The organism is Candidimonas nitroreducens, from assembly GCF_002209565.1.
GTDB lineage: Bacteria > Pseudomonadota > Gammaproteobacteria > Burkholderiales > Burkholderiaceae_B > Candidimonas > Candidimonas nitroreducens.
On record NZ_NJIH01000001.1, the window covers coordinates 95,858 to 122,304 of the forward strand.

The 26,447-nt window shown below is 64.3% G+C and carries 20 protein-coding genes; all 20 read left to right on the forward strand.

All coding sequences use genetic code 11. The annotated features are described in order from the left end of the window. Window positions 1-60: 60 nt before the first annotated feature. The 20 genes from CEY11_RS00465 to CEY11_RS00570 all read left to right on the forward strand — a co-directional run bounded on the left by CEY11_RS00465 (window position 61) and on the right by CEY11_RS00570 (window position 26,441). Window positions 61-1,041 (forward strand): Bug family tripartite tricarboxylate transporter substrate binding protein, encoded by a 981-nt coding sequence (locus CEY11_RS00465; RefSeq protein WP_088601383.1) that lies wholly within the window; start codon window positions 61-63, stop codon window positions 1,039-1,041. Between the two features lie 199 nt (window positions 1,042-1,240). Then, window positions 1,241-2,599 carry an MmgE/PrpD family protein gene (locus tag CEY11_RS00470; RefSeq protein ID WP_088601384.1) on the forward strand — a complete coding sequence of 453 codons (1,359 nt, stop codon included), beginning with the start codon at window positions 1,241-1,243 and terminating at the stop codon, window positions 2,597-2,599. 118 nt (window positions 2,600-2,717) lie between these two features. Beyond that, window positions 2,718-3,629 (forward strand): polysaccharide deacetylase family protein, encoded by a 912-nt coding sequence (locus CEY11_RS00475; RefSeq protein WP_088601385.1) that lies wholly within the window; start codon window positions 2,718-2,720, stop codon window positions 3,627-3,629. Between the two features lie 200 nt (window positions 3,630-3,829). Then, on the forward strand, window positions 3,830-5,164 hold the full coding sequence (locus tag CEY11_RS00480; protein WP_158215149.1) for an amidase: 1,335 nt from the start codon (window positions 3,830-3,832) through the stop codon (window positions 5,162-5,164). Between the two features lie 81 nt (window positions 5,165-5,245). Beyond that, window positions 5,246-6,238, forward strand: a complete 993-nt coding sequence (locus CEY11_RS00485; protein ID WP_088601387.1) for an NUDIX hydrolase — start codon at window positions 5,246-5,248, stop codon at window positions 6,236-6,238. A gap of 1,361 nt (window positions 6,239-7,599) precedes the next feature. Continuing rightward, window positions 7,600-10,485 (forward strand): autotransporter outer membrane beta-barrel domain-containing protein, encoded by a 2,886-nt coding sequence (locus CEY11_RS00500; RefSeq protein WP_088601390.1) that lies wholly within the window; start codon window positions 7,600-7,602, stop codon window positions 10,483-10,485. 320 nt (window positions 10,486-10,805) lie between these two features. Beyond that, window positions 10,806-11,093 (forward strand): hypothetical protein, encoded by a 288-nt coding sequence (locus CEY11_RS00505; protein ID WP_088601391.1) that lies wholly within the window; start codon window positions 10,806-10,808, stop codon window positions 11,091-11,093. Continuing rightward, entirely contained in the window at window positions 11,090-11,500 is a 411-nt protein-coding gene (locus CEY11_RS00510; RefSeq protein ID WP_088601392.1) for a hypothetical protein, read from the forward strand. The genes CEY11_RS00505 and CEY11_RS00510 overlap by 4 nt, the downstream gene beginning before the upstream one ends. 217 nt (window positions 11,501-11,717) lie before the next feature. Then, on the forward strand, window positions 11,718-11,981 hold the full coding sequence (locus tag CEY11_RS00515; RefSeq protein WP_088601393.1) for a helix-turn-helix domain-containing protein: 264 nt from the start codon (window positions 11,718-11,720) through the stop codon (window positions 11,979-11,981). A 701-nt stretch (window positions 11,982-12,682) separates the two neighbouring features. Next, window positions 12,683-13,189, forward strand: a complete 507-nt coding sequence (locus tag CEY11_RS00520; protein WP_088601565.1) for a sigma-70 family RNA polymerase sigma factor — start codon at window positions 12,683-12,685, stop codon at window positions 13,187-13,189. Further along, window positions 13,168-14,184: a FecR domain-containing protein gene (locus CEY11_RS00525; protein WP_088601394.1), complete on the forward strand. Its 1,017-nt coding sequence runs from the start codon at window positions 13,168-13,170 to the stop codon at window positions 14,182-14,184. Before CEY11_RS00520 ends, CEY11_RS00525 begins: the two co-directional genes overlap by 22 nt. 123 nt (window positions 14,185-14,307) lie before the next feature. Then, window positions 14,308-16,782 (forward strand): TonB-dependent receptor, encoded by a 2,475-nt coding sequence (locus CEY11_RS00530; protein WP_143322631.1) that lies wholly within the window; start codon window positions 14,308-14,310, stop codon window positions 16,780-16,782. Window positions 16,783-16,803: 21 nt separating this feature from the next. Then, window positions 16,804-17,964 carry a PepSY-associated TM helix domain-containing protein gene (locus tag CEY11_RS00535; protein ID WP_088601396.1) on the forward strand — a complete coding sequence of 387 codons (1,161 nt, stop codon included), beginning with the start codon at window positions 16,804-16,806 and terminating at the stop codon, window positions 17,962-17,964. Window positions 17,965-18,076: 112 nt separating this feature from the next. Further along, entirely contained in the window at window positions 18,077-18,424 is a 348-nt protein-coding gene (locus tag CEY11_RS00540) for a gamma-glutamylcyclotransferase family protein (protein ID WP_088601397.1), read from the forward strand. Window positions 18,425-18,739: 315 nt separating this feature from the next. Beyond that, complete coding sequence (locus CEY11_RS00545) at window positions 18,740-19,261, forward strand: sigma-70 family RNA polymerase sigma factor (protein ID WP_088601566.1); 522 nt, start codon at window positions 18,740-18,742, stop codon at window positions 19,259-19,261. Window positions 19,262-19,301: 40 nt separating this feature from the next. Further along, window positions 19,302-20,345 (forward strand): FecR domain-containing protein, encoded by a 1,044-nt coding sequence (locus CEY11_RS00550; RefSeq protein ID WP_158215150.1) that lies wholly within the window; start codon window positions 19,302-19,304, stop codon window positions 20,343-20,345. A gap of 256 nt (window positions 20,346-20,601) precedes the next feature. Further along, window positions 20,602-21,624 carry a TonB-dependent siderophore receptor gene (locus CEY11_RS00555; protein ID WP_158215151.1) on the forward strand — a complete coding sequence of 341 codons (1,023 nt, stop codon included), beginning with the start codon at window positions 20,602-20,604 and terminating at the stop codon, window positions 21,622-21,624. Between the two features lie 26 nt (window positions 21,625-21,650). Further along, window positions 21,651-23,057 carry a TonB-dependent siderophore receptor gene (locus tag CEY11_RS00560; protein ID WP_332888350.1) on the forward strand — a complete coding sequence of 469 codons (1,407 nt, stop codon included), beginning with the start codon at window positions 21,651-21,653 and terminating at the stop codon, window positions 23,055-23,057. 142 nt (window positions 23,058-23,199) lie between these two features. After that, the gene (locus CEY11_RS00565) at window positions 23,200-24,390 is read left to right on the forward strand and encodes an efflux RND transporter periplasmic adaptor subunit (RefSeq protein ID WP_088601401.1); all 1,191 of its coding nucleotides are present in this window, start codon (window positions 23,200-23,202) and stop codon (window positions 24,388-24,390) included. Next, on the forward strand, window positions 24,384-26,441 hold the full coding sequence (locus CEY11_RS00570) for a MacB family efflux pump subunit (RefSeq protein WP_233154654.1): 2,058 nt from the start codon (window positions 24,384-24,386) through the stop codon (window positions 26,439-26,441). The genes CEY11_RS00565 and CEY11_RS00570 overlap by 7 nt, the downstream gene beginning before the upstream one ends. Window positions 26,442-26,447 lie beyond the last annotated feature (6 nt).

The window sequence follows — 26,447 nt, forward strand, 5'->3', positions numbered from 1 at the left end:
AGACCGGGCCTGTAGCCGACAGCCTGGGCCCGAGCCCCGGCAGACCGCAAGGAGGAAGACATGAATAAAAGAATCAGCATCGCGGGGCGGCTGTGCGCCGCCGCATTCTTCCTGTGCGCCGCTGCCGGCGCGCAGGCCGATTCCTGGCCCAGCCGATCCATCAGGATGGTGGTGCCGTTTGCCGCCGGCGGTTCGGTGGACGTCACCGGCCGGGTGCTGGCGCGTGCGCTGGCGCGGCGCCTGGGCCAACCCATCGTGGTCGAGAACCGCAGCGGCGCCGCCGGCATGATAGGTACCGATTATGTGGTCAAGGCGGCGCCCGACGGTTATACCATCGTCATGGCCAGCGCCGGCATCGTTGCCGTCGGCCCGCACATCTACAAGCACATGCCTTTCGATCCGTTCAAGGATCTCGAGCCCGTCAGCCGCGTGGTCGACGGCGTCAATGTTGCGGTGGTCAGGCCCTCCAGCCCGATCAAGTCCATCAAGGATCTGATTGCGGCGGCCAAGGCGTCTCCGGGCAAGATCAATTTCGGTTCTTCCGGCATAGGCGCCTCCGACGACATGGCCACCGAGCTGTTCACCAACATGACTCATACGAAGATGACCAATATCGCCTACAAGGGCGGCGGGCCGGCCATCATAGACTTGCTGGGCGGCAACATCGACGTGATCTTCTCGGCCGTGGCGCCGGCCATCGGCCATATCAAATCGGGGAAGCTGCGCCCGCTGGGGGTGACCACCCCAGAACGCCTGGCGATCCTGCCGAACGTGCCCACCATCGCGCAGGCCGGGGTGCCCGGCTATGAGTCGGTGGCCTGGTACGGGCTGTTCGCGCCGCGCGGCACGCCGAAAGCCGTGGTCGAAAGGCTCAGCGTAGCCACCAGGGAAGCGCTGAAGGATCCGGCGGTAAGCAAGCAGCTCATGGATTCCGGCCTGATCCCCCACGGCAGTACGCCCTCGAGCTTTGCCGCCTATATCCGGCAGGACTCCCAGAAGTGGGCCAAGGTCGTCAAGGACAACGGCATCAAGGTGGAATAGGAATACAGGCGTGGCAGGCCGGCTCGCCTGAGCGCGCCGGTGCAGGCCGCCGCCTGTCCGGCCGCGGCGCCGCTGCGTGCCGGGCCGGCCGGCGCAAGCCGCTGCATGGCGCAGACCGCAGCATTGTTTGAATGAACTGAACGGCTAGACTGAATTGAACGGCTAGACTGAATTGAACAGTTTGAATGGATTGAACAGCATGAGTGCGCAGCACTATCTCGATGAGCTCAGCGATTTCATTTGCAATACGCAGATCGACGATGTCGACGCGCAGGTACGGGCCTACGGGCGCCGCGTCATTGCCGACTCCATACCCGTCATCGCCGCCGGCATGCAGGTGGCTGAAATGCGCGCGCTGGTCGCGGCGCAGCTGCAACATGCCGCGCCCGGGCGCGCCTGGGTCATAGGCAGCGGCCGCCGTGCCGGCGCGCAGCGGGCGGCATTGCTCAACGGCACCGCCGGCACCTGGCTGGAGCTGGACGAGGGCAATCAATACGCCAAGGGGCACCCCGGCATACAAGTGGTGCCGGCGGCGCTGGCCGTGGCGCAGGAACTGGGGTCTGCGGGCAGCGAGCTGTTGCTGGCCGTGATGCTGGGCTACGAAGTGTCCGCCCGCATCAGCCGGGCCGCCAATATCAGCCTCAAGGTTCATCCCCATGGCACCTACGGCGTGATCGGTGCCGCGGTGGCCGCCGGCAGGCTGCATGGCCTGGCGCCCGCGCAGATGCGCAACCTCATCAGCATGGCCGCCACCCTGGGCCTGGCGACCAGCCGCAATACGCTGCTCGAGGGTTCCACGGTACGCAATATCTACGCCGGCCATTCGGGCTTCATGGGCCAGGTGGCGCTGGACATGGCGCGAGCCGGCTTCACCGGCGAAGCCGACGGCGTAGCCTCGGTTTACGCGGGGGTGCTGTCCGATCGCTGCGACCCGGCCGTGGCGGTGGCGGGGCTGGGCAGCCAATGGCTGATGGCCATGGGTTACTTCAAGCTGCACCCGGCGGGGCGCTATGTGCATTCGGCCATCGATGCGCTGGACGACGCGCTGTCCAGGGCGCCGCAGGGGCGCATTGACGCCGCTTCCATCGAACGCATCGAGGTCACGGCCTACAAGCTGGCGGCCATGCTCGACGGCACGCAGATCACCACCAGCTTCGGCGCGCGCTTCTCTATCCCTTTTGCGCTGGCCAGCCTGCTGCAGCGCGGCCGCCGCGGCCTGGCGGCCTTCGACGACGAGGCGGTGGCCGATCCCGCCGTGCAAAGCCTGGCGCGGCGCGTGTCGGTGCGCGAGGACGTGTCTTATACGGCTGCCTATCCGGAGCGCAATTTGTGCGATGTACGGATCCGCATGCGCGACGGCAGCACGCTGGCCGGCCATTGCGAGCTGACCAAGGGCGAGCCGGGCAATCCGCACAAAGAGGCCGAGCTCGAAGAAAAATTCTTCGAACTCGGCCGCCCGGTGTGGGGCGAGGCCGTGACGCGCCAACTGTATGATGCCTGCATGGATCTGGAGCGCATCGACGATTTCGGCAGGTTTTCCGAGAGCCTGACACTGTAAGCTGCAATGCCGGCCCGCCGCGCGGCCACGCCGGCGCGTTCATCGCATTCTTCTGCCGGGCGCACGCACAGACCGATGCGCGGCGCCCGCGCGCATCCACTCCGGAGGCATTGAAACCATGTTGAAGACCCACGGCCGCTATCAGTATTCGGCAATTTCCAAGCGCCCCGACTACAGCTTTCCGGACGGCAAGCGGCTGGCGCTGCACCTGGCGCTGAACGTCGAGCATTTTGCCTTCGGAGAAGGGCTGGGCAATGATTACGGGCCGCCCGCGGCCCAGCCCAATACCCGCAGCTATGCCTGGCGCGATTACGGCAACCGCGTGGGGGCCTGGCGCCTGCTGGAATTCGCCCGCCAGCATGAGCTGCCGCTGGGCCTGCTGGTGAACACCGAGCTGTACGACTACTGCCCCGAGATGATCGCGGCGTTCCGCGAGCGCGGCGATGAAATCGTCGCCCATGGGCGCACCAACAGCGAGCGGCAGGCAGACATGAGCTGCGATCAAGAGCGCGCCTGCATCGCCGAGGCCACCCGCCGCATTACGGAACACGAGGGCCGTCCGCCCATGGGCTGGCTGGCGCCGTATATTTCCCAAACCTGCGATTCGCTTGACCTGCTGCGCGAAGCCGGCTATCGCTACATGATGGACTGGCCGCTCGACGACCAGCCGGTATGGTTCGCTACCCGGCACGGCCCGATACTGTCCATCCCTTATGCGCACGACCTGAACGATTCGCTGGAGGCGGTGTCGCGCCGCACCCCGTCGCAGATCTATTGCGAAAACGTGGTGGATCAGTTCGACGAGATGCTGGAAGAGTCCCAGCGCCGCCCGCTGGTCATGAGCATCGTGCTGCACAGCTTCATCCTGGGCCAGCCGCACCGGCTGCGCCGCCTGCGCAGCGTCATCGAGCACATATTGCGGCATCGTTCACAGGTCTGGCTGGCCAGATCCGGCGAGATATGCGCCTTCATCGAATCGCTGCCCGATGGTATCGTGCCAGGGAGCCCGGGCTACCGCGATCGCGATTGATGGACGGGCGGGTATGCTTGTCTGCACCAGCACCAGCACCAGCACCAGCACCTGCATCTGCATCTGTATCTGTATCTGTATCTGTATCTGCACGGGCCCGCGGCTGGGCCCGCAAGAAGCTTGCGGTGGCGCTTGCACTGCATAGGGAAGGGCCTCGCCGGGGGCGCGGTGAATGAATGTTTCAAGAAGGAGCACAGTCCATGTCGATTCCATCGCCGCCGCCCGCGGATAGTTTGTGCAGCTTGCCGGCTGCGCGCCTGGCTGAAGGCGTGCGTGCCGGCCGGCTCGATGTCGAAGAGCTGGTGGATGCGTTCTTGCAGCGGATTGCGCAGACCGAGCCCGGCGTAGCGGCCTGGGCCTGGCACCAGGCTCAGGCGGTACGGAGCCAGCTGCAGGGTCTGCCGCGTATGGAGCCGGGCCGTGCATTACCGCTGCTGGGCGTGCCGGTGGGTGTCAAGGACATCTTCGATACTGCCGATATGCCGACCGCTTACGGATCCACGATCTACCGCGGCCACCAGCCCTTGCAGGACGCCGAGGCCGTGGCGCGCCTGCGCAGGGCGGGGGCCCTGATCATGGGCAAGACGGTGACGACGGAATTTGCCTATGCCCACCCCGGGCCGACCGTCAATCCGCATAATCCGCGGCACACGCCCGGCGGCTCGTCCAGCGGCTCGGCCGCGGCCGTGGCCGATTTCATGGTTCCCCTGGCACTGGGCAGCCAGACGGGCGGCTCCACCATACGTCCGGCGGCATACTGCGGGGTCGTGGGCTTCAAGCCCAGCTTCGACGCCATTTCCACACAGGGCATGAAAGCGCTGTCTCCTTCGATGGATACCGTCGGCATCATGGGCCGCTGCATGGAAGACATCGCGTTGGCCTATAGCGTGCTCGCGCAAGGTGCGGCGCCCGGTGCGCCGCGGCCCGCGTCGACAGGCGGCCTGGCGGCGCGCCTGTGCTGGTATCCCGGGCCGGATGCGGCTCAAGCCGACGACGATGCCTGGCGCGCCCTGCATGGGGCACGCCAGATGCTGCTCGATGCCGGGGTTCCCGTCGGCAACGTAGCGCTGTCCGACGCATTCGGGCGGCTGAGCGAGGCCAATCGCTGCATCATGCGTTTCGAGGCGGTGCGCAGCCTGGACAACGAATTCACCCGGCATTCCGAGGGGCTGAGCGCCATGACCGCCGAGCTGATCGCCGCCGGCCGCAGGACAGACGAGCCGCAATATCGGGAAGCCCGCGCCTTGGTTGCCGGCTGCGCGCGCGAGTTGAGCAAGGCTTTGCGCGAGACTGATGTGCTCATGAGCTTCAGCACCCCGGGCACCGCACCATTGCTGGCCACCGGCACCGGTAATTCGGTGTTCAATCGCGGCTGGACTGCCATGGGCGCACCCAGCCTGACACTGCCGTTCGGCGCCGGCGCCGAGTCCGGCCTGCCTCTGGGCGTACAGTTCGTGGCCGCCCCGGGCTGCGACGCGTTGCTGCTTGCACTGGGTGCGCAGCTGGAACGCCTGTTCGCGGCCGGCCCGCACTGATCGATAGCCCCGCGCGTTTTCTCCGCGGCGCGGCATAGGGGCTGCACGGAGTCCCTATAATAAAAATTTTCCTTGCAGCGCATGGCCATCAATCCGTCCAGCTTTCCCGACTCGCCCGCCGATATCGCCGCCGCTTCCGTACAGACCGAGCTCGTTGCCGTGCTGGTAGCCGTCAGCGGCGGCCAGCCGCGGGTGCTGACGCGCGGCCGCCTGGAGCTGCTGCCCGCCGGCCCGTTCCAGTCCGGCCACCGCTCGCTGCAGGCCGGCCTGCGCGCCTGGGTCGAAACGCAGACGCATCATCCCCTGGGCTATGTCGAGCAGCTCTACACCTTTGCCGATGGCGACCGCGCCAACTGGCAAGGCCAGCGCATCATCTCCGTCAGCTACCTGGGCCTGACCCGTGAAGGGCAGGGTTCCGAGGCCGTGCAGTGGCAGGACTGGTACCGTTATTTCCCTTGGGAAGATTGGCGCGCGGGCTGCCCGGCCATGCTGCAGGAATACATCCTGCCGGCCCTGCAGCAATGGTGCGCCGCGCAGCCCGACGCGGCGCTGCGGCGCCGGCGGCGCCAGCGCGTGGACTTCACTTTCGGGCCCGACGAGGCCTCGTGGAACGAAGAGCTGGTGCTGCAGCGCTACGAGCTGCTGTTCGAGGCCGGGCTGGTGCAGGAAGCCGCGCGGCGCGCGCAGGCCGGGCAGGGCGGTGCCGTGGCGGCCGGTGTATCCGCCTTGGCGCCGGCAGTGATGCCCGGCGCGGCCATGCAGCACGACCATCGCCGCATCCTGGCCACCGCCATGGCGCGCCTGCGCGCCAAGATCCGCTACCGGCCGGTGGTGTTTGAATTGATGCCGCCCGAATTCACCTTGCTGCAGCTGCAGCAGACTTTCGAGGCGGTGGCCGGACGCAGCCTGCACAAGCAGAACTTCCGCCGCCTCATCGCCCAGCAGTCGCTGGTCGAAGACACCGGCCGCATGACCCGGGGCGCCGCCGGCCGCCCCGCCAAGCTGTTCCAATTCCGCGGCGACGTGGTGCTGGAACGTGCCATATCCGGCAGCAAGCTGCCGCTGTCCAGATAGCGGGCTTCGTACCGGGTAGTCGATTCCGCAGCAGGCGGTCAAACAGGCATGTTCAGGCAGCAGGCTGCCGCGATCCAGTTAGAAGACTTCGAATCGGGTAGCCGATTTCGCGCCAGGCAGCCAGGCCTCGGCATGGAGAAGCATTGCCTCTATTTTTTATCGGTATTGTTTTTTTTATCGGTATTGTTGCTATTTGACGAGTTTTTTTATTGTAACTTGCAATTTCTGTTATTGCTTTTATCATGATGCTTGAACTTCTCCATACCTGTAATAAATCTAGTCAACAACAAGCTTTTAACAATAGATTTTTGCTGCATTACATACGGTTACGGAATTAGGGCTGAAGCCCGCAAGGGTCGATACGCTGCACATCCTGCAACTGTGGCAGCTGTAACCCTGCGTAGAGTCAAGGAGACTCGATGTCCAAGCCCGTATCTGTCGTCCACGGAGCGCATACGCGCCCGCTCTCCAAGTCTTCCCCATCCTGTTCCACCGCTACACCCGCTACCCGCGCTGTCAAGGCAGGCACACCGGTGCGCTGGAAGTTGGCGGCGTGTACGCTTGCCGTGCTGGGGGTGTTGTCCCAGCCCGTTTGGGCCGATGGCGGCGGTGGCTCGTCAAGCCTGAGCGGTTTTGCGGGAGGTCAGGGTGGTACGGCTGCCAGCCCTGATGGCGGGCCCGGCAGTCCCGATAACAGCTCTCCTTCCGAATCAGCCAGCGGAGGCGGTGGTGGCGGCGGCGGTGTCAGCCTATTGACTGGCCACGGAGGGGACGGGGGTGCCGGGGGGGCTTCTGTCTCCAATGAAGGCCAGGCTCATTCCGGTGGTGCAGGCGGCACAGTGGGCGGTACGGCGTCCAGCAACAGCGGCGACATTGATGGTATCGCTGGCGGCGTGCCGGACAATAGTTTGGATGGCGGTGGCGCAGGCGGCGGCGGTGGTGGCGGCTTCGGATTGTTTTTGAATGCCTCGGGCGACAATAGTGGCAATGTCACTGGGGGAGCTGGTGGAGGCGGCGGTTTCACTACCTTGGGGGCCGGGGCTGGCGGCGGTGGCGAGGGCGGCGGCGGCCTGTTGTTTACCGTGGATGGCACTTATAGCAATGTCGTTAATGGTTTCTTGAGGGGAGGAGCTGGCGGGACAGGCGGCCGCGGTGACCACGTGAGCGGCGGCGCGGGCGGCTCCGGTGGCGCGGGCGCCGTATTTACCAGCGGCGGTACGCTCAACAATGACGGTTCAATATATGGGGGCGCTGGCGGTTCGGGCGGAGCGAGTACTGCTGGGGCAGGTAAAAGCGGTGGTGCCGGCGGTTCGGGCGGCGCAGGTGTCAGCGGTGACCATCTGACTATCATCAACAGCGGAATGATCTCGGGCGGCAGTGGTGGTACTGGTGGTGTTGGTGGCAGCGGCGAGGATGGCGACACGGCTTCGGGAGCTGGAGGTGCCGGAGGCGTCGGCATCATTGGGTCGAACCTGGATATCGTCAACAGCGGCAATATCATGGGCGGCTCGTCTGGTAATGGATCCCAGGCCGACGCTATCCAGTTCACAGGGGGTGTGAATACACTTGAACTTCACGAAGGGGGCAACACCAGCGGGCCCGTGGATGCCACAGCCGGCACATACAATACGCTGATTCTGGGGGGGACGGGCGAAGATGCGAGCTTCAACGTTTCACGGATTGGAGGCGAGGACAGCTTCAGGTACGAAGGGTTCAATGCCTTTGAAAAGACGGGCACAGGCACCTGGACACTCCTAAGCTCGACCACGGAACTCACGCCCTGGACCTTGTCAGGCGGCACCCTGATCATCAGCGATGACGATAGCCTGGGCGAAGATTCGGGCGTCCTGACCTTCAATGGCGGCACGCTGGAGACCAGCAGCGGCTTTGCCACCAGCCGCGCGATCACGCTGGCCAGCGCCGGCACGATCCGGGCCGACCTTGATTCCTCGCCCCTGGAGCTCAACGGCCTGATACAAGGGCCGGGCAGTTTGACCTTGACGGGCAGTGGCTTCGTCGAGATCAATCACGCCAATACCTATCTGGGTGGTACGAATGTCTATACCGACGTGGACGTGCACACCACGGGCGCCCTGGGCACGGGCCCGGTGGCGGTAGTGGGCGGCATGGAAGGCGGCCCGGACGATCCGATCCTGACCTTCGAGAACGGCGCCAGCGCTGGCAGCCTGTCGATCACCAATAGCGTCAGTGCGGTGACCGGCTTTGCAGACAACGCCACGGCCGGCAATGCCACGATCACCAACACCCAGGGTGGTGTGACGGCCTTCTACGACACGGCCAGCGCGGGGGCTGCATCGATCATCAACCAGAACATCGGCTCAACGGCGTTTGCTGAAAACGCCAGCGCCGGCAGCGCGACGATCACCAACCAGGAGCACGGCGCGCTGCTGATCATGGATCAGGCCACGGCGGCCGGCGCCAAGGTAATCAACCAGGCGGGCGGCATCGTGGACATCAGCTACACGGATACCGGCACGAGCATCGGCTCGCTGTCGGGGGCCGGTGACGTCTACCTGGGCGGCAAGCCGCTGACCCTGGGGGCCTTGGGGGGCAACGATACGATCTCCGGCGTCATCTCCGACGGCAGCCTGCTTGCCGATACGGACGACACGCTTGGGGAAGTGGCTCACGCCACCGGAGTTACCCATGCGTCGACACAGGCTGACAAGGGCGGCAGCCTGGTGAAAGTCGGTAGCGGCACGCTGATTCTGAACGGCGCGAACACCTATACCGGCGGCACGACGGTGGACGCGGGGACGCTGGCCATAGGCGATGCGGATCACCTCTCGGCCAGCATCAAAGGCGATGTGCAGGTCAATGCCGCGGGCACGCTGCGCGGCCACGGCAGCATCGCGGGCAATGTGAACAACGCCGGTATCGTCTGGCCGGGCGGCTCGATCGGCACGCTGACGATAGGCGGCAACTACACGCAGTCGCCCAGCGGTACGCTGCAGATGGAAATCAGCCCCACGGACTACTCGCGCCTGATCGTGGGCGGCACGGCCACGCTGGCCGGCACACTGAACCTGCTGTACGCGCCAGGCACCTACACCGCCAAGAGCTACTCCCTGGTCAAAGCAGGCTCAGTCCAGGGCAGTTTCTCGAAGGTAGCGGGCAATACGCCCTCGGGGTTTGCGCAGTCGGTGGCGTATGCGGCCGACGCGGTGGATCTGAACTTGACGGGCTCGGGCCCGGTGCAGCCGGTAGTGGTGGCGCCGACCCAGGCCACGATCTTCGGCGCGATGGGCTCTTCGGCGCTGCGCGCCGGACAGGGCGCCAACGAGGTCTTGCTGGATCGGCTGGCCGGGCCTTGCGGTGTAGCGGCCGCCGGTGCTACGTCGTCCGGCGGCGCCGGCGCTGCAAGTGGAGATGCCGCCGTGCAATCCCTGTCCTGCGCGCGCCAGGGCAACGGCCTGTGGATCCAGGCCCACGGCACCGACACCCGCATCGACGGCAATCACGGCGCACCGGATGCGCGCGACCGCCGCTACGGCTTCCTGACCGGCGTCGATCATCAGTGGCAGGGCTGGACAGTGGGCGTGGCTGGCGGCTACAGCCATGCCGACATAAGCGAATCTGGCAACGGCTCCAAGGGTACGCTGGACACCTTGCGCCTCGCTGGCTACGGCGCGAAGCAGTTCGACGCCTACACCCTGGCCGGCACCCTGGGCTATGCCTATGACTTCTCTTCCACCACGCGCTCCTTTGGTGCGCTGGGCTCGGCCCGCGGCGACGGCCACGGCCAGGAATTCACCGCTGGCCTGCAGGCCAGCCGCCCGTGGTCGCTGGGCCCGGTGGTGCTCACACCGCGGCTTGGCGTGCGCTACGCCTACCTGGACGGGCTGGGCACGGACGAGTCCGGCCCGACCGCGCAGAACCTGGGCGTGGCCAACCAGCATCTGCAAAGCCTGCAGCCCTATGTGGGCGTGACGCTGGACTACCCCTTCACCCTGCACAACAACGACCGGCCGGCCTCGGTGCAGCTGCGGGCGGGTTATGCCTACGAGACGCAGAGCACGGGCCGCGACGTATCGGTGACGGCCGTCGACGGCACGGGCTTTGTCATCGCAGGTACGCGCGACACGCGCGGGCTGGTGACGGCGGGGCTGGGTGCGACGCTGCCGATCGGCAAGTCGGCCAGCGCCTACGTGCGCTACGACAGCGTGCTGCATACGGGCAACGTCAATGCGCAGTCGCTGCAGGCGGGGGTGGATTACCGGTTCTAGCGGATTCCGGGCCGTGGCCCGCGTCGAATCAACGCCCGCTGGTTTCGATGTCTCCTGCCGTCGCGGCGGCATCGGGTTCGTCGCTGGAATGCAAATGGAACCGCCGGTTCATCGTTGGCGTTGCCTGGCGGCCCACAATAGCGCGCCAACGCCGGCGACGCCCAGGAGCAGCCGGCTGCGATGCTCGTTAGCCCAAAGCTTCGGCCGGTTCGGCATGCGGTTGCGTGCCCAGCTATCAAGGAGAAGGGGCGACATTGGCTATTCGGTTTGACGTTCAGAGTAAATTTGGATATCTTATTGATATCCATAAGGAGTTCCGTATGACCGCCCGTACTACTGCGAATCAGATTGCCTTTCGCTACCGCTCGGAGGATAGTGCCACCGGCGTGACACGTGAAACCGCCAAGCGTTTAGCCGAATATCTCGGCGTCGACGAAACGCAGGCGATCCACCGTGCGCTGCATGATCTGGCCATTCGGGTGTTGCCGCAATATGAGGCGGACGATGGCCCGCTGACGGCCGCGCAGGTTCGCCAGATCAAGAAGCGGGTTCCCCAGAGAGAGAAGCGGTCGGTGAAGTCGAGCCTGTTCGACATGGAAACGGCGTGATCCTGCAATGGTGGGCAGAACCCACCGCGGGCGAGATCGTCTGGTGTCATTTCCCCGATGGCATTCATCCTCGACCGAAGCCCCGGCCCGCGTTGATCTTGGCCGTGTTTGATGATGATGCACCACAGTTCACCGTCCGAGTCGCCTACGGTACCAGCCAGCGCACCATGACCTTGTACCGAGGTGAATTCGCTATTTTGAGGGATCGCAATCAGGCGGCCTATGCGGCTGCCGGGTTGAGCTACGACACTAAGTTCAACCTCAAGCAGGCCCTAGACCTGCCGTATAACATCGAATGGTTTTCAGTGCCGCCCGCTGCACCCCACGGACAGACGCCCAAGCTGGGTATGCTGCATCCTTCTCTGGTACGTGCCGTCCAGGCGGCATATAAGGCGGTAATCGAATGAGCCGGCGCTTGATGGCGGCTCTTGTGATTGGCAACGCTGCCTGTGAGAACGTGGGGTGCTGAAAAACTCCGCCAATGTCCCCTGTTCGAAGCGCATAAACCTTGTATAGGTGCATTTGTATTAGCGCGTGCGGTGGCGGGCGCCACTTCCGCCGTGAGGAGGCGCTACGCCAGCGCCGAGCGGATTTCAGCCACGAGCATCGCGGCGGTTTCACGCGTTGAAACTCGACATCGTCAAGCATGGCCAGTCGCCCAGCCTGCGCGTCGGCCATGCCGCCCCATGCATCGACGACCAATTCACCGTCCAGGTAGGCGGCGATCAGCGCCAACGGAATCAGCACACCGATTCCCAGCGTCTTGTGCAAGGATCGCCGGTATCCCTGGCCGCCTATGCGGTGGGGTACGGCAATCCGGCAAATTTTTCCACGGCCTTCAGGCGCTGCTTTGGCGTGACGCCCAAGCACATGCGCTTGGCTGTTTGATGGATCCTATTTGGGCGTGCGCCTGCGCAAACCGTCTGGATATGAGCACTTTCGGACACGTAGGACAGCCATGGCCGGCGATTCTGCGGTGTCGGTGCGAGCAATGAACAGGAGATCGCATGACTGACGAAGTCGAAAGAATATTCGATGAACTAGCAGCAATTAAGCGCCCGAACCACGGCCCTGAGTATCTGTTGAAATCGACGATCCGCGCAGTGTGCCCCCAGTGTCAGACTAGTTGTCGCCTCTGATTTGGAATGAAGCGATGAACTTGACACAATACAGCCCGGCCTTCAAGGAAGAAGTCGTTCGTAAGGTACTGATGCGAGGCGGCTGCACGATTGCGGACATGGCAGCCGAGCTCAACGTCCCGTACATAGTGTGCGAAACGGGTTACGGAACCCCAAGATGTCCTCTCTTCATCGACCCGACTCGGGTGAGAAACGCGCTCAGGAATGGAGTCTAGCGCAATGCTGCGCTCAAAGTGGGAAGGAACTTTCTTGCGACCTTGAAATGCAACTGGTAAAGAGTAATTCGCGGGTGCGCGAACTTTGCAGAGCGGGGATTAGGGGACGTAGCAGATCAGACACTTGCCCAAAGAACGTGCAGACAAGTTCGAATTAGGTTATAAACAGAAACCATTCTCATTTACAAGTTTCTGTTTAAGAAGGGGCTGTCTAGTGTCGGCTGCGGAACCTGCCATGCAGCAGGGTATGCACACGCTCTATCGTGACCATCACGGCTGGTTGCTGGGGTTTCTTCGCCGCAAGCTGGGCAATTCGCCCGATGCGGCCGACCTTGCCCAGGACACCTTCGTGCGCTTGCTGGCCACCCCCGACAGCACGCCGGAGAAGCAGGCCAATTGGCAGTTGGAGCAGCCGCGCGCCTACCTTGCGGTCATCGCCAAACGGCTGGTGAGCAACCTCTATCGGCGGCGGTCGCTGGAACAAGCCTATATCGAGGCCCTGGCCTCGATGCCGGAACCTGTGGCGCCTTCGGAAGAGCAGCGGCTCATCATCTTCGAAACGCTGCAGGAGATCGATGCGCTGCTGGGCGGCCTGCCCGCAAAGACTCGCGCCGCTTTCCTGATGGCCCAGCTGGAGGGCCTGGGCTATGACGACATTGCGGCACGGCTCGCGGTCAGCGAGCGCACGGCCAGGCGGTACGTTGCCCAGGCATTGGCACGATGCATACTCCTGATGGAATAGGCCTGTTTCCGCAGGGCGGCAAGGGCGGTTTGAGCGAAGCCGTAGCCCTGCAAGCGGCCGAATGGTTCCTGCTGCTGAAGTCTGACCAGGCGTCGCAGGAGGATCATGCGCGCCTGCGGGAATGGCGCCAGGCCGACGCGGCGCATGAGCTCGCCTGGCAGCGCGTCCAGCGGCTGGAACAGAAGCTGGGCCATGTGCCGGCCGCATTGTCGATGCCGGTGTTGAACCGCGGCGCGCGGCTGGATCGGCGCACGGCCGTCAAGGCCCTGGCGTTCTTGCTGATCGCGCCGCCCGCGGCATGGGTCGCCTGGCGCGCCTCGCCTGCGCGCGAGTGGCTGGCCGACTATCGCACCGCGACGGGTGAAATGCGTGAGCTGAAGCTGGCCGATGGCTCGCGTGTCTGGCTGAATACCGCTACCGCTGTGGATGTGGCTTACGGCGACAAGGAGCGCCTGGTTCGGTTGCGTGCAGGAGAAATCCTGGTCGAAACGGCACCGGATATTGTGCCGCCGGACAATGCGGCCTATCGCCCTTTTATCGTGGCTTCGGCGCATGGCCGGCTGCGGGCGCTCGGCACGCGATTCGTCGTGCGGGATACCGGCGGCAGCCGTACCCATCTTGCCGTGCTGGAGGGCGCCGTCGAAGTGCGCCCGATGGATGCTGCGGACGATGCCGTGGTATTGCAGGCGGGGCAACAGGTGGATTTTTCTTCCCACGCCGTGGGCAGGGCGTCGGCGGCTGGTTCGCAGGCAGCGGATTGGGCAAGCGGCGTGCTTCGGGTCAAGAACATGCGCCTGGGCGACTTCGTCGCCGAACTGGGACGCTATCGGCCGGGCGTGCTGCGCTGCGACCCCGCGGTAGCGGGCCTGCGGATCTCCGGCGTATTCCAGTTGCACGATACCGGTGCAGTGCTCGACAGCTTGCAGCGCGCGCTTCCGGTGGCAGTGGTCTATCGGACTCGTTACTGGGTCACGGTGACACAAGCTGGCAGCTGAGCTTGGAGGCTGCGACGGTTCCATCGTTACGAATTTCTTTGCCGACGCCTGTCCATTTTCCGGATCTCGCGTGTGAAGCAGGTAGGAGCCTCACTTCATACATTTCCGGGAGAAAAAGTCATCATGGCCCGTCGCCGTCATCTTTCCTGCGCAACCGGCACCCTCGGTCGCACTGCCCTGTCGCAAGCCATGCAAGGCCTTGTGTTTGCCTTTGCCTGCGCCGCGTGCGCTACTGTACAGGCACAGCCAGCGGCAGCTTCCCGAACGGCCACGCAGGCGGCCGATTTCAGGCAGCCATACAAGATCGCGCCCGGGGCGCTGGACGATGCCCTGGCGAACTTCGCCGCAGCGGCGCGTGTGAGCCTGACCATTCCTCCCGTGCTGACCCGCGGGAAGACAGCGGCCGGCCTGGACGGCAGCTACACCGTTGGCGAAGGGTTTGCCCGCCTGCTTGCCGGCTCGGGGCTGGAAGCGGTCGCCGGCAGCGGGGGCGTCTATGTATTGCGCCAGGCGCCCGCGGACATTTCGGGAGCCGGGGTGACGACCCTGCCGGCCATCGCGGTGCAAGGCCAGGCGGGCACGGGCGGGCTGCCGCCCGTCTATGCCGGCGGGCAGGTCGCGAGTGGCGGCCGCCTGGGGATGCTGGGCAACACGGACGTCATGGATACACCCTTCAACCAGACGAGCTATACGTCGGAGCTGATCGCCGATCAGCAAGCCCGTAGCGTCGGCGATGTGCTGGACAACGATCCTTCTGTGCGCCGCGCCTGGCCGGCCAGCGGGTTCTACGAATATTTCCAGATCCGGGGATTCAACGTCAATAGCGGCGACATTGCCTTCAATGGCTTGTATGGCATCATCCCGCGATACGGCGCCGTGCCGGTCGATTTCGCCGAGCGTATCGAGGTGCTGAAAGGGCCGAGCGCGCTGCTCGGCGGCATGTCCCCGAACGGCGTGGTCGGCGGCGCGATCAACCTCGTGCCCAAGCGGGCGGGGAACGATCCGCTGACACGCCTGTCGCTGGGCTTGGAGTCGGACTCGCTGTGGCATACCAATGTAGACATAGGTCGGCGCTTCGGGCAGAACAAGGAATGGGGCGTGCGCTTCAATGGCGGCTATAGCAGCGGCGACACGTACATCGATGGCCAGTCGAAGCGCGGCAGCAATACGGGTTCCCTGGCACTGGATTATCGGGGAGACCGCGTGCGCGTGGCATTGGATGCCTACCGCATCGAAGACCGGAACCGGGACGGATCGTCCCTGGCCGTAAGCCTGGCCGATGGCCTGACAGCTGTGCCTCGCGCGCCGGACGGGAGCACCAATATCTCTCCCTGGGCGAGCGGCAATGCGAGAACCGAGGGGGTCGTGCTGAGCGGCGAGGTCGATCTTGCGGATCACTTGACGGCCTACGCCAAGGCCGGCTACCGACACTATCAGTACAGCGGTTATTTGCTCAGCAGCGTCTACAACGTCCAGGCAAACGGCGACGCCAACACCTTGGTGATGCAGTTTCCTTATGACACGCATGGAGACTCGGAAGAGATCGGCTTGCGCGGCGCCTTCGATACCGGGCCAGTGCGCCACACGCTTGTTTTGAGCGGGGCCCGGCAGACGGACTACGTGAAGGACAACTATTCATACAACCCATTTACGACGAATATCTATGCCCCGCGCACGCCTGTGCTGCCGTCGGAATCGGTGCAGCCCCTCAAGGATTCGACGATGGAGTTGAGCAGCCTGGCCGTGGCCGATACCTTGAGCATGTTCGACGAGCGCGTGCTGCTCACCCTGGGCGTGCGCCGGCAGAACGTGGAAACGGAGAATTTCGATCACAACAGCGGCGCAATGACCGCCCGCTATGATCAGGGCGCATGGACCCCGATGCTCGGCCTGGTTGTGAAACCTTACGAGCATCTTTCGCTCTATGGCAATGTGATCGAAGGCCTGTCGGCAGGGGCGACGGTAGGCAATACTTACCAGAACGCCGGGGAAGTATTTCCGCCCTACAAGACCAAGCAAATCGAGGTCGGCGCCAAGCTGGAAACGGGGCGCGTCACCAACACGCTCAGCCTTTTCGAGATCAGAAAGCCCAGCACCCTGGCGGATTACAGTACTTCGCCATTGCCCACGCTGCGCCTCGATGGGGAGCAGCGCAACCGCGGCATCGAATGGAACATCTTCGGCGAAATCACGCCGCGCCTGCGCGTGCTGGGCGGCGTGACCTATATCCAGGGCCGGCTCACCAGGACGCAGGGCGGCGCCTACGACGGGAACGAGGCACCGGGAGCCGCGCCTTGGGCGACCAACCTGGGGGTCGAGTGGGATGTGCCCGGCATAGCCGGCCTGACGCTTTCGGGCCGTGTCATCAACACCAGTTCGCAGTACGTGGACAACGCCAACAAGCTCAAGATACCGAATTGGACCCGCGTGGACGTCGGTGCGCGCTACGCCACCAAGGTCAGCGCAACCCCGGTCGTTTTCCGTGCGGGCATTCACAATCTATTCGACAAGAACTATTGGGAGGGCGTCAACTCCCCGGGCACGATTACCCTTGGCGCTCCGCGTACCTTCATGCTTTCGGCTACGATAGATTTTTGACTGGTCTGATCGAACACGAGCATGTCTTCTTCAATACATAGGGGCTGGGTGCTTACGCATAAATGGTCCAGTTTGATCTGCACCGTCTTTTTGCTAGTGATTTGCGCCACCGGGCTGCCTTTGGTTTTTTCCGAGCAAATCCACGACTGGCTGGAGCCGCACACCTATGTGCAACTGCCTGCGGGCACGCCGAACGCCAGCCTCGACGAGCTGGCCTCGTCCGCCCGTGCTTTGTATCCGCAGGAAGTCGTGACCTCGATCTTCGTGGACGACGACGAGCCGCAGGCCTACGTCTGGATGGCGCCGTCGTTCGAAACGGCCAAGCGCGATCCGAAGTCCGGGCACTTCGTGCGCTTCGACACGCGCACGGCCCAGGTGCTGGAGCAATCCAAGCCGATCGGGCAGCGTCCGCTGGGCTTCATGGACTGGATGCTGCGCTTGCACATGGATTTGTTCGCCGACTTGGCCGGCGAGCTGTTCCTGGGGGCGATGGCGGCGCTGTTCGTTGCCGCGATCGTGTCCGGCGTGGTGCTGTATGGGCCCTTCATGAGAAAGCTCGATTTCGGCACGGTGCGTTCGGGCCGCAGCCGGCGCCTGAAATGGTTGGATCTGCACAACCTCCTGGGCGCCGTGACGCTGGCCTGGGCCTTCGTGGTGGGGGCCACGGGCCTGATGAACGAGCTGTCCACGCCCTTGTTCGCGGTCTGGCAGCGCACCGATGTCAAGGCCCTGCTGCAGTCCTATCGGAACGAGCCGATGCCGCCCCAGGCCGGATTGAGTTCGGTGCAGGCCGCCTACGACACAGCCCGGCGCGCGGCGCCGGGCACGACGTTCACCGGCATCACCTATCCCGGCGCCGAAGGCGGCAGCCCCTATCATTACTTGCTCTGGGGGCACGGCAGCAGCACGCTGACTTCACGGCTGTTCACCCCGGTGCTGGTGGATGCCCGCAGCGGTGCGCTGACGGCGGTCGTGAAAATGCCCTGGTACCTGCGGGTACTGGAGGTCTCTCGCCCGCTGCACTTCGGCGACTATGGTGGCCTGCCGCTGAAGATCATCTGGGCGTTGCTCGATCTCATCACCATCGTGGTGCTGTGCAGCGGCCTGTATCTGTGGTTCGCTCGGCGCAGGACTCGTGCAGGGCGCCTGGAGCGGCTCGTCACGGCACGGGTGAGCAGATGAACCCGAGTGACTGCTGGGTCATATGATGGGGCCAGCGATGAAGTGTTTTCCGCCACATATATTTCGGGCTTGAACAACCTTTCAGAAGTGCATACCGTTGAGGACAGAAGACATGCCAGAAGGACGAAATGTATGGTTGTTCTCATACGGAACATTGCAGCTCGAGAACGTCCAGATCGAATCCTTCGGTCGCCTGCTGGAGGCCGAGGCCGATGCCATGCCCGGCTACAGCCAGACGATGGTAGAGATCACCGACCCTGAAGTTCTCCGTAAAAGCGGGCAGAAATTTCATCCCATAGTCGCGGCCACGGGAAATCCGGCCGACGAAGTCCCCGGCAAGGTTTTTCGCATCACGCAGGCGGAGTTGGCCGCGGCCGATAGTTACGAAGTTTCCGATTACAAGCGTGTTCTGGTTCGGCTCAAGTCTGGCAAGGATGCATGGGTGTATGTTCGCGCCTAAAGGCAGGGAGAGCATTGCAGCATGACGCTATCGGCCAAAGAGGCCGCGTAGGGCCGAAGTTCAGCGCCGCGGCCATGTGCCGCGCCCAGGCGCTGACTTCCACCTTGCCGATCATCGGTGTCGGGCTGAACGCCTGTGCCGGACGGTAGTGGTTTTTGAGCGCATGGGAACTTCGTCTGGTGTAGGGCGACCGGCCCGTTGAAGCTTGTGATCTCTTTTTGAACAGGGCGCCCGTATGGCGTTGCAAAAATCGCCTCTAATGGCGATAATTGATATTAATTCTTATTTAGATTGGTGCTGCGCTATGCAGACACCATGGATCAGCCCGTGCCAGATCAGGCATCTTCACCCAGCGTCGAGACTCTTTACTACAGCCATCATGGGTGGCTGCAGGGATGGCTGCGCCGCAAGCTCGGCAATGCGTTCGACGCGGCCGACCTGGCGCAGGACACCTTCGTGCGCGTGCTTCGTGGACGCGAACAGGGGGCTATCCGGGAGCCGCGGGCTTATCTCACCACTATTGCCAACGGCCTGGTCGTCAGCCACTGGCGCCGCAAGGCGCTCGAACAGGCTTGGCTCGACACTCTGGCAGTGCAGGCGGAAGCGGTCGCGCCATCCCCCGAGCAGCGTGCTTTGATCCTGGAAACGCTGGAAGAGATTGCCGCCTTGCTCGATGGTTTGCCCTCTCGCGTCCGGGAAGTCTTTCTATTTTCCCAGATCGACGGTCTGACATACCCAGAGATCGCTGTCCGCCTGGGCATCACCGTCAACGTGGTGCAAAAGGCCATGACCCGAGCCATGGCACAGTGCTACAAGGCACTGTACGTCGGTGGCTGATGGCCTTTGCTCGCTAATGGAAGATTCCGCCCGCTCCCCTTTGGATATCGCAGCCCCGGGTGCCGCCTCTGCCGTGGCGGGCGAGCCCGGAGGCGGGCATATCCCCGAGGCCATCGTGGAACGGGCCGTTGCCTGGTATGTGCGGCTTGCATCGGGCACAGCGACAGCTGGGGATCGGGCAGAATTCGACCGCTGGCGGGCGGCCCACCCCGATCATGCCCAGGCCTGGGCGCGCCTCGAGCACCTGGGCACCCGCTTGCAAGGCAGCGCAACGCGTGTCGCTCCGGCCCTTACCCGGGCGACGCTGGCACGGGCAGCCTCTTTTTCCAGCCGGCGCCGGGCGTTCAAGCGGTTGGCGTGGATCGGCGCGGGCGGCGCCGGCCTTTATCTCTTCCAGGATCAGGTTCCTTGGCGCAGCGAGCTTGCCATTGCGCTCTCGGATGTGCACACGTCGACCGGCGAGCGCCGCAGCCTGGTGCTTGCGGATGGAACGCGGCTGTTGCTGAACACGGCTACGGCCGTCGATTTGCGTTTCAGCGCCCGCGAACGCCGCATCGTCCTGCGCGGCGGCGAAATCATGATCGCTACAGCGCAGGATCCCGCCCGCCGGCCGTTCATTGTCGCCACGGCTGACGGAGAATTGAGGCCCATCGGAACCCGGTTCACGGTGCGACGCGACGCCGATGCCGGCGACCGGCACTACACCCAGCTCGCCGTAACCGAAGGCGCCGTCCAGGTTCGCGCGATACACGCAGGGCCGTTGCTCGTTCAAGCTCATCAACAGGTGCGTTTCACGCCCGACCGTATCGAGGCGCCTGTAGCGCTGGACGAAGATGGGCAGGGGTGGATCCATGGCATGTTCTCGGCCGAAGGCATGCGGCTGGCCGACTTTGTCGCCGAGTTGAGCCGCTACCGCCATGGAAGGCTGCGTTGCGCGCCGGAAGTGGCGAACCTGCGTATTACCGGCGTCTGGCCCCTGGACGGCCCCGATGCGACGGAACGGATACTCGACTCGCTGGGGCGGCGTCTGCCCGTACGGATAGTCCGTTACACCCGATACTGGGTGACGGTGGCTGCCCGATGATTCATTGTGCTTGCGCTGCCTGGGTTTCGGGTAGGCGATAGATACATCAAATTACAAATTGCCTGGCAGGTTTTTCGATCTCATGCGGCTTCCTTTCTAGAAGCCCTCGGGGATTGTTTTTATCCGTTCCTCGTCGGCGCTTTTCTTGATAACAAGCATCTACCGAGGAATCCGCATTATGGCTGCTCGCCGGGCACATCCGTCTTTTTCACCGACATCCCGCAGGCACCGCGATACAGGCGTTTGCCGTCCCGCCATGCTGGCGCGGCATTCGTGGGCACCTGTTGCACAGGCCGTGCTGTGGGTGTCGATGAGCGCCATGGCGTGGGCGCTTCCTGCGTCTTCCCAGGCCCAAAGCACGCAGGCCGCGGCGGCCGAATCGCGTCATCGTTTCGATATTCCGTCCGGCTCGCTGGACCAGGCGCTGGGCCGCTTCGGCCGGCAGTCAGGTGAGGCCATATCCGTCAACGCGGCGCTTACCGCTGGATTGAACAGCCCTGGCCTGCGTGGCAGCTATACCGCCGGCGATGCCCTGCGCCGGCTGCTGTCCGGCACCGGCCTGCAAGCAGTCCGTGACAATAATGGAGAATATACGTTGAGGCCTCTGCCGGTCTCCAAGGCCAATGGGAATGTGGCCACCTTGCCGGCGGTGACGGTGCTCGGAACCACGGAGACGGAGGCCGAGCGGCTCAATCCTCCCTTGTCGGTGGGATCCAAGACACCGTTGACGCAGCGCGAGATTCCGAATTCGGTCAGCGTGATCACCCAGCAGCAAATCATGGCGCAGAACGCGACCTCGGTCGACGATGTGCTGAAGTATGCGCCCGGCGTGGCCGTGGCGCTGGCCAACCCGAACGACACTTCTTATCTCGTGCGCGGCTTTCCGATCACGGCCATCCAGCTGGACGGCGTGCCGACGACGATTCCGTCCAGCGGCAGCGCGACGGTCGCCGACGATATCGCGATGTTCGATCGCGTCGAGGTGCTGCGCGGGCCAGCCGGCCTGTTCAATGGTTTCGGCGGAGATGGCGGTGCGGTCAATCTCGTGCGCAAGCGTGCGCCCTCAGCATTCGCGGCCTCGGCGGATTTGTCGGTGGGAACCTATGCCGACCATCGCGAACAAGTGGACATTGGCGGCCCGTTGAACGAGGCCGGCACACTGCGCGGCCGGCTGGTGGCAGTGCAGCATGATCAGCATTTGATGCAGGAAGGATCCTGGCAGCGGGATCAACAAGTATATGGCACGCTGGAAGCCGACCTGACTCCGACGCCGACCTGACTCCGACGACGACGGGTCGTATCGGCCTGAGCTATTCGAAGCAATCCGGCCATGTCATGTACGGGCTTCCGACTTATCTGGATTATTCGATCGTCGCTTTGCCACGCGACCGGTATCTCGGTGCGGACTGGGATCACCTGTCGGCCGAGAAGTGGAATGCCTTCGCCGAGATCGAGCAGAAGCTGTCCCATGGCTGGGCCGCGAAACTTGCATACAACCACATGCAGTCCAGCCAGCATTTCATGAACGGGATTCCGGGCTCGTATGTCGACCCGGTTACGTACGACGGCAATCCATACAGCTACAACTACAAGGACCGGAACACGCAGGATGCCGTCGACGCATATGCCAGCGGGCCATTCACGTTATTCGGCCGCAAGCATCAGTTGACGATAGGCGCGAACTATCTGCATCAGTCCGACCGCTCGACACAGTACTTCATCAATCCGGCCAGCGGGCTCGACATGTGGGGGGATTTCTTCACGAGCATCCTGGACACATCGGTTTATTCGAACGATTTTGCCGGAGGCCCGCAGAACGATTTCCGCACCGTGACCAACCAATACGGGGTCTACGGCAACGCACGCTTCAATATTCTCGATCCGCTGACGCTGATAGTCGGCGGGCGCGCCACGTGGTGGGACAACACCCTGACGCCGAATGCCGATCCCTACTACAACCAGTTCGGCGAAACCTATTCGCACAACCGGGCCGGGCCGAAAGTCACGCCGCTCGCCGGACTCGTCTACGACATCAACAACACTTATTCCGCGTATGCGAGCTACACATCGATCTACAAGCCGCAGACGTCGTTTTTTACCTATGACGGCCAGATGATCAAGCCCGTGACCGGCAAGCAATATGAAATCGGCCTGAAGGGCGAATACTTCGGCGGCAAGCTGAACACCTCGTTTGCATTATTCCAGATCGACGAAACCAACCGGGCCTTCTCCGACCCGGAACATGTGGGCTTTTATGTTGCCCAGGGCCGGGCGCGCAGCCAGGGGGTCGAGCTGACCGCAAGCGGCGAAGTCCTGCCCGGCCTTACATTGTCCACCGGCTACACGTATGTGGCGGTGCGCAGCCTCGACCAGAGCGTGACGTCCAGCACGCCATTCTCGTTCACGCCCAGGCACCAGTTCAAGCTGTGGGCGAACTACCAGTTGCCCGGCCAGTTGCATGATTGGAATGTCGGCGGCGCGCTGTACGCAACCAGCAGCACTTATTTCTCGGACGGCGTGGGCGACACGGTTGCTCCGGGCTATGCGACGATCGACGCGACGGTGGGCTATCAGTTTTCGAAGAAGCTGTCGGCATCGCTGAGCGTCACCAATCTGCTCGATCGCAAATATTTCTCGACAGTGGCGGGCGCTGCCGGCAATTACTACGGCAATCCCGCGAAAGTGCTGCTCGCGCTGCACTACAAGATGTAGCGGAGGAAATAGCGGGTCATGCGATCACATCGGGCTGGGAAAATGGTCAATGGCGTGATGCTGCTGCGAGGCTGCGCCCGCCGTCGGGCGCGGAATGCTTGCGCCTCGGCCTGCAGCCCGGATTGATAGGGGCGGCCGCGGTATGCCTGTCTCCTTGTGTTTCCCTGTATCGGCACGGCGCCTGGTTCTTGTGCTGGTTCTGGTCTTGCTGGCGTTTGCGCTGTGGTGGTTGCTGTTTCGTACCCGCGAGATCGTGGAAACCGTGCCCATAGTCCGCGGCGACATCGAGGTCAGCGTCACGGCGCTGGGCACCTTGCAGCCGCGCAGCTACGTGGACGTGGGGGCGCAGGCCTCGGGCGAGATCCGCCGTATCGCCGTCGAGCCGGGCAGCGTGGTGAAGAAGGGTGATCTTCTGGTGGAGATCGACCCGGCGGTGCAGCAGGCCAAGGTCGATGCGGATCGCGCCGCGCTCGACAGCCTGCGTGCGCAGCTGGCCGAGCAGGAGGCCGAGCGCGGCCTGGCCCAGGTGCAGTACGCCCGCCAGCGCCGCCTGGCGGAGCAGGATTCTGTCAGCCGGCAAGACCTCGACGCCGCCCGGGCAAGCTGGCGCGTGGCCGTGGCCCGCGTTGCGGACCTGCGGGCCCAGATCGAAGGCGCCTCTTCGACGCTCAAGGGCGACCAGGCTCAGCTCGGCTACACCCGTATCTACGCGCCGATGAGCGGCACGGTCATCACGCTCGATGCCCGGCAGGGCCAGACGCTGAACGCCACCTACCAGACGCCGAAGATCCTGCGCATCGCCGACCTATCCGCAATGACGGTCTGGATCCAGGTGTCGGAGGCCGACGTGCGGCGCGTCAGGCCCGGCATGCCGGTGTACTTCACCACGCTGGGCGACGATCGGCGCTGGACGGGCAGGGTGCGCCAGATCTTGCCCGCGCCGCCCAATCCGCCGGAATCCGCGTCGTCCGACTCCTCAAAGGCTGCCTCGGCGCCCACCGCCGGCAAGGTAGTGCTCTACACGGTGCTGTTCGACGTGGACAACGCCGACGGCGCGCTGATGCCGCAGATGAGCGCGCAGGTGTTCTTCGTCGAAGCCGCCGCGCATGGCGTGGTGCTGGCGCCGCTGACCGCGCTGCAGGCCATAGTGGGCAAGCCGGATCGGTACACGGTGCGGATCCAGGCCGCAGACGGCGGTATCGCGGCCCGCGAGATCCACACTGGTGTGCGCGACCGCCTGACGGCCGAGGTGTTGTCGGGCCTGGCGCCGGGCGACCGGCTCGTGACGGGCATCCGCCATGAGCGCGCCGCCGCCGGGAGGTTCAGGTGGTAAGGCAAGGTGCACCAGAAGGTATCGGTGCGCCGCTCGTCGAGGTGCCGCTGATCGAACTGCGCGAGGTGCGCAAGTCCTACGGCGGCGAGAATGGCGCCGCGGCGGTGGAGGTGCTGCGCGGCATTTCGCTGTCGATCCGCACCGGCGAGTTCGTGGCGCTGATGGGCGCCTCGGGCTCGGGCAAGTCGACCCTGATGCACATCCTGGGCTGCCTGGATCGGCCCGGCTCGGGCACCTACCTCTACGCCGGCCAGGACATCGCCGGCTTCTCGGCCGACGAGCTGGCCTGGTTGCGCCGGGAAGCGTTCGGCTTTGTGTTCCAGGGCTACCATTTGATCCGCACGCTGGATGCCCTGCGCAATGTCGAGGTGCCGGCCGTCTATGCCGGCCTGCCGGTGCCGGCGCGAACCGCGCGGGCGGCGGAACTGCTGCGGCGCCTGGGCCTGGGCGGGCGCCTGGGAAACCGGCCGGCGCAGCTCTCCGGAGGCCAGCAGCAGCGGGTGTCGATCGCTCGCGCCTTGATGAACGGCGGCCATGTCATCCTGGCCGACGAGCCCACCGGCGCCCTGGACAGCAAGAGCGGCGCCGAGGTCATGGCCCTGCTCGAAGAACTGGCCGGGGCGGGCCATACGGTCATTCTCATTACCCACGACCGCGATGTGGCGGCGCGGGCGCGGCGCATCGTCGAGATCCGGGACGGCCGGGTCATCGCCGATACGCAGCCGGCACAAGAGCCCTCCGCAGCGGCGCCATCCGCTGTGCCGCGAGCGGCATCGGCCGCCGCTTTGCCCTCATCTGGCGAGTTCGCCTTGTCATCCGCCGAGTTCGCCACGCAGATGCGGGCCGGCGTCGGCCATGCCGCCAGCGCCTGGATGGACGCCCGCGAGGCCGTGGCCTCGGCCTGGCGCACGCTGGGCGTGAATCGCTACCGCACGCTGCTCACGCTGCTGGGCATCGTCATCGGCGTGGCCTCGGTGATCGTCATGCTCGCCATCGGCATGGGCACCCGGGCTCGAGTCATCGAGAAGATGGCGCTATTCGGCACCAATCGCATGTACGTCGTGCCCGGCGGTGACAATCCCCGGGGCCTGGGCGGTACGCTCTCCGAATCCGATGTCACTCTGCTGCGGCCGGTGCTCAATGTAGCGGCGGCCATGCCGTTCCTGCAGGGACAGGTGACACTGCGGGCCGGCAACGTGGATGCGGCGGCCCGGGTGTGGTCGGTGACCCCAGACGCCCCGCGCATCCTGAACTGGAAGCCGTTGCGGGGCGTGTTCTTCACTTGGCAGGACGAGCGGGATCTCGCGACCGTGCTGCTGCTGGGCAAGAAGGTGCGCCAACGCCTGTTCGGCGCTACCGATGCCGTGGGCAGGTACGTGCTGGTCAACAACGTGCCGTTCCAGGTAATCGGTGAGTTAGCCGAAAAGGGCGCCGTGACCGGGGATTCGGACGACGACAACGTGGTGCTGATGCCGTTTTCTACCGGTAGCCGCCGGGTGCTCGGCCAGACCCATCTCTCCTGGATCTCGGTGCTGGTGGACGACCTGTCCAAGGCCGACGCCACGGAACAGGCCATCGCCGCGCAACTGCAGGCGGCGCATCACGTGAAGGATTTCCGCATCTACAACCAGGCCGCCGCCGTCAAGGCTCAGGAAGAGACGCAGAACACACTGACCCTGATGCTGGGGCTGATCGCCGCGATCTCGCTGCTGGTGGGCGGCATCGGGGTCATGAACATCATGCTGATGACAGTAAAAGAGCGCACGCGCGAAATCGGTATCCGCATGGCCACCGGGGCGCGTCAGCGCGACATCCAGCGCCAGTTCTTGACCGAGGCGGTGATGGTGTCGCTGGTGGGTGGCAGCGCCGGAGTGGTGCTGGGCCTGGTCATCGGCGCGGCGCTGATCTTCTGGAAGGTGCCTTTGATCTTCTCGGTGCGTGCGATCCTGGGAGCCTTCGGCTGTGCGCTGGCCACGGGGCTTATCTTCGGTTTCATGCCGGCGCGCCAGGCCGCACGGCTTGATCCGGTGGTGGCGCTGGCGAGCGAATAAATGTGA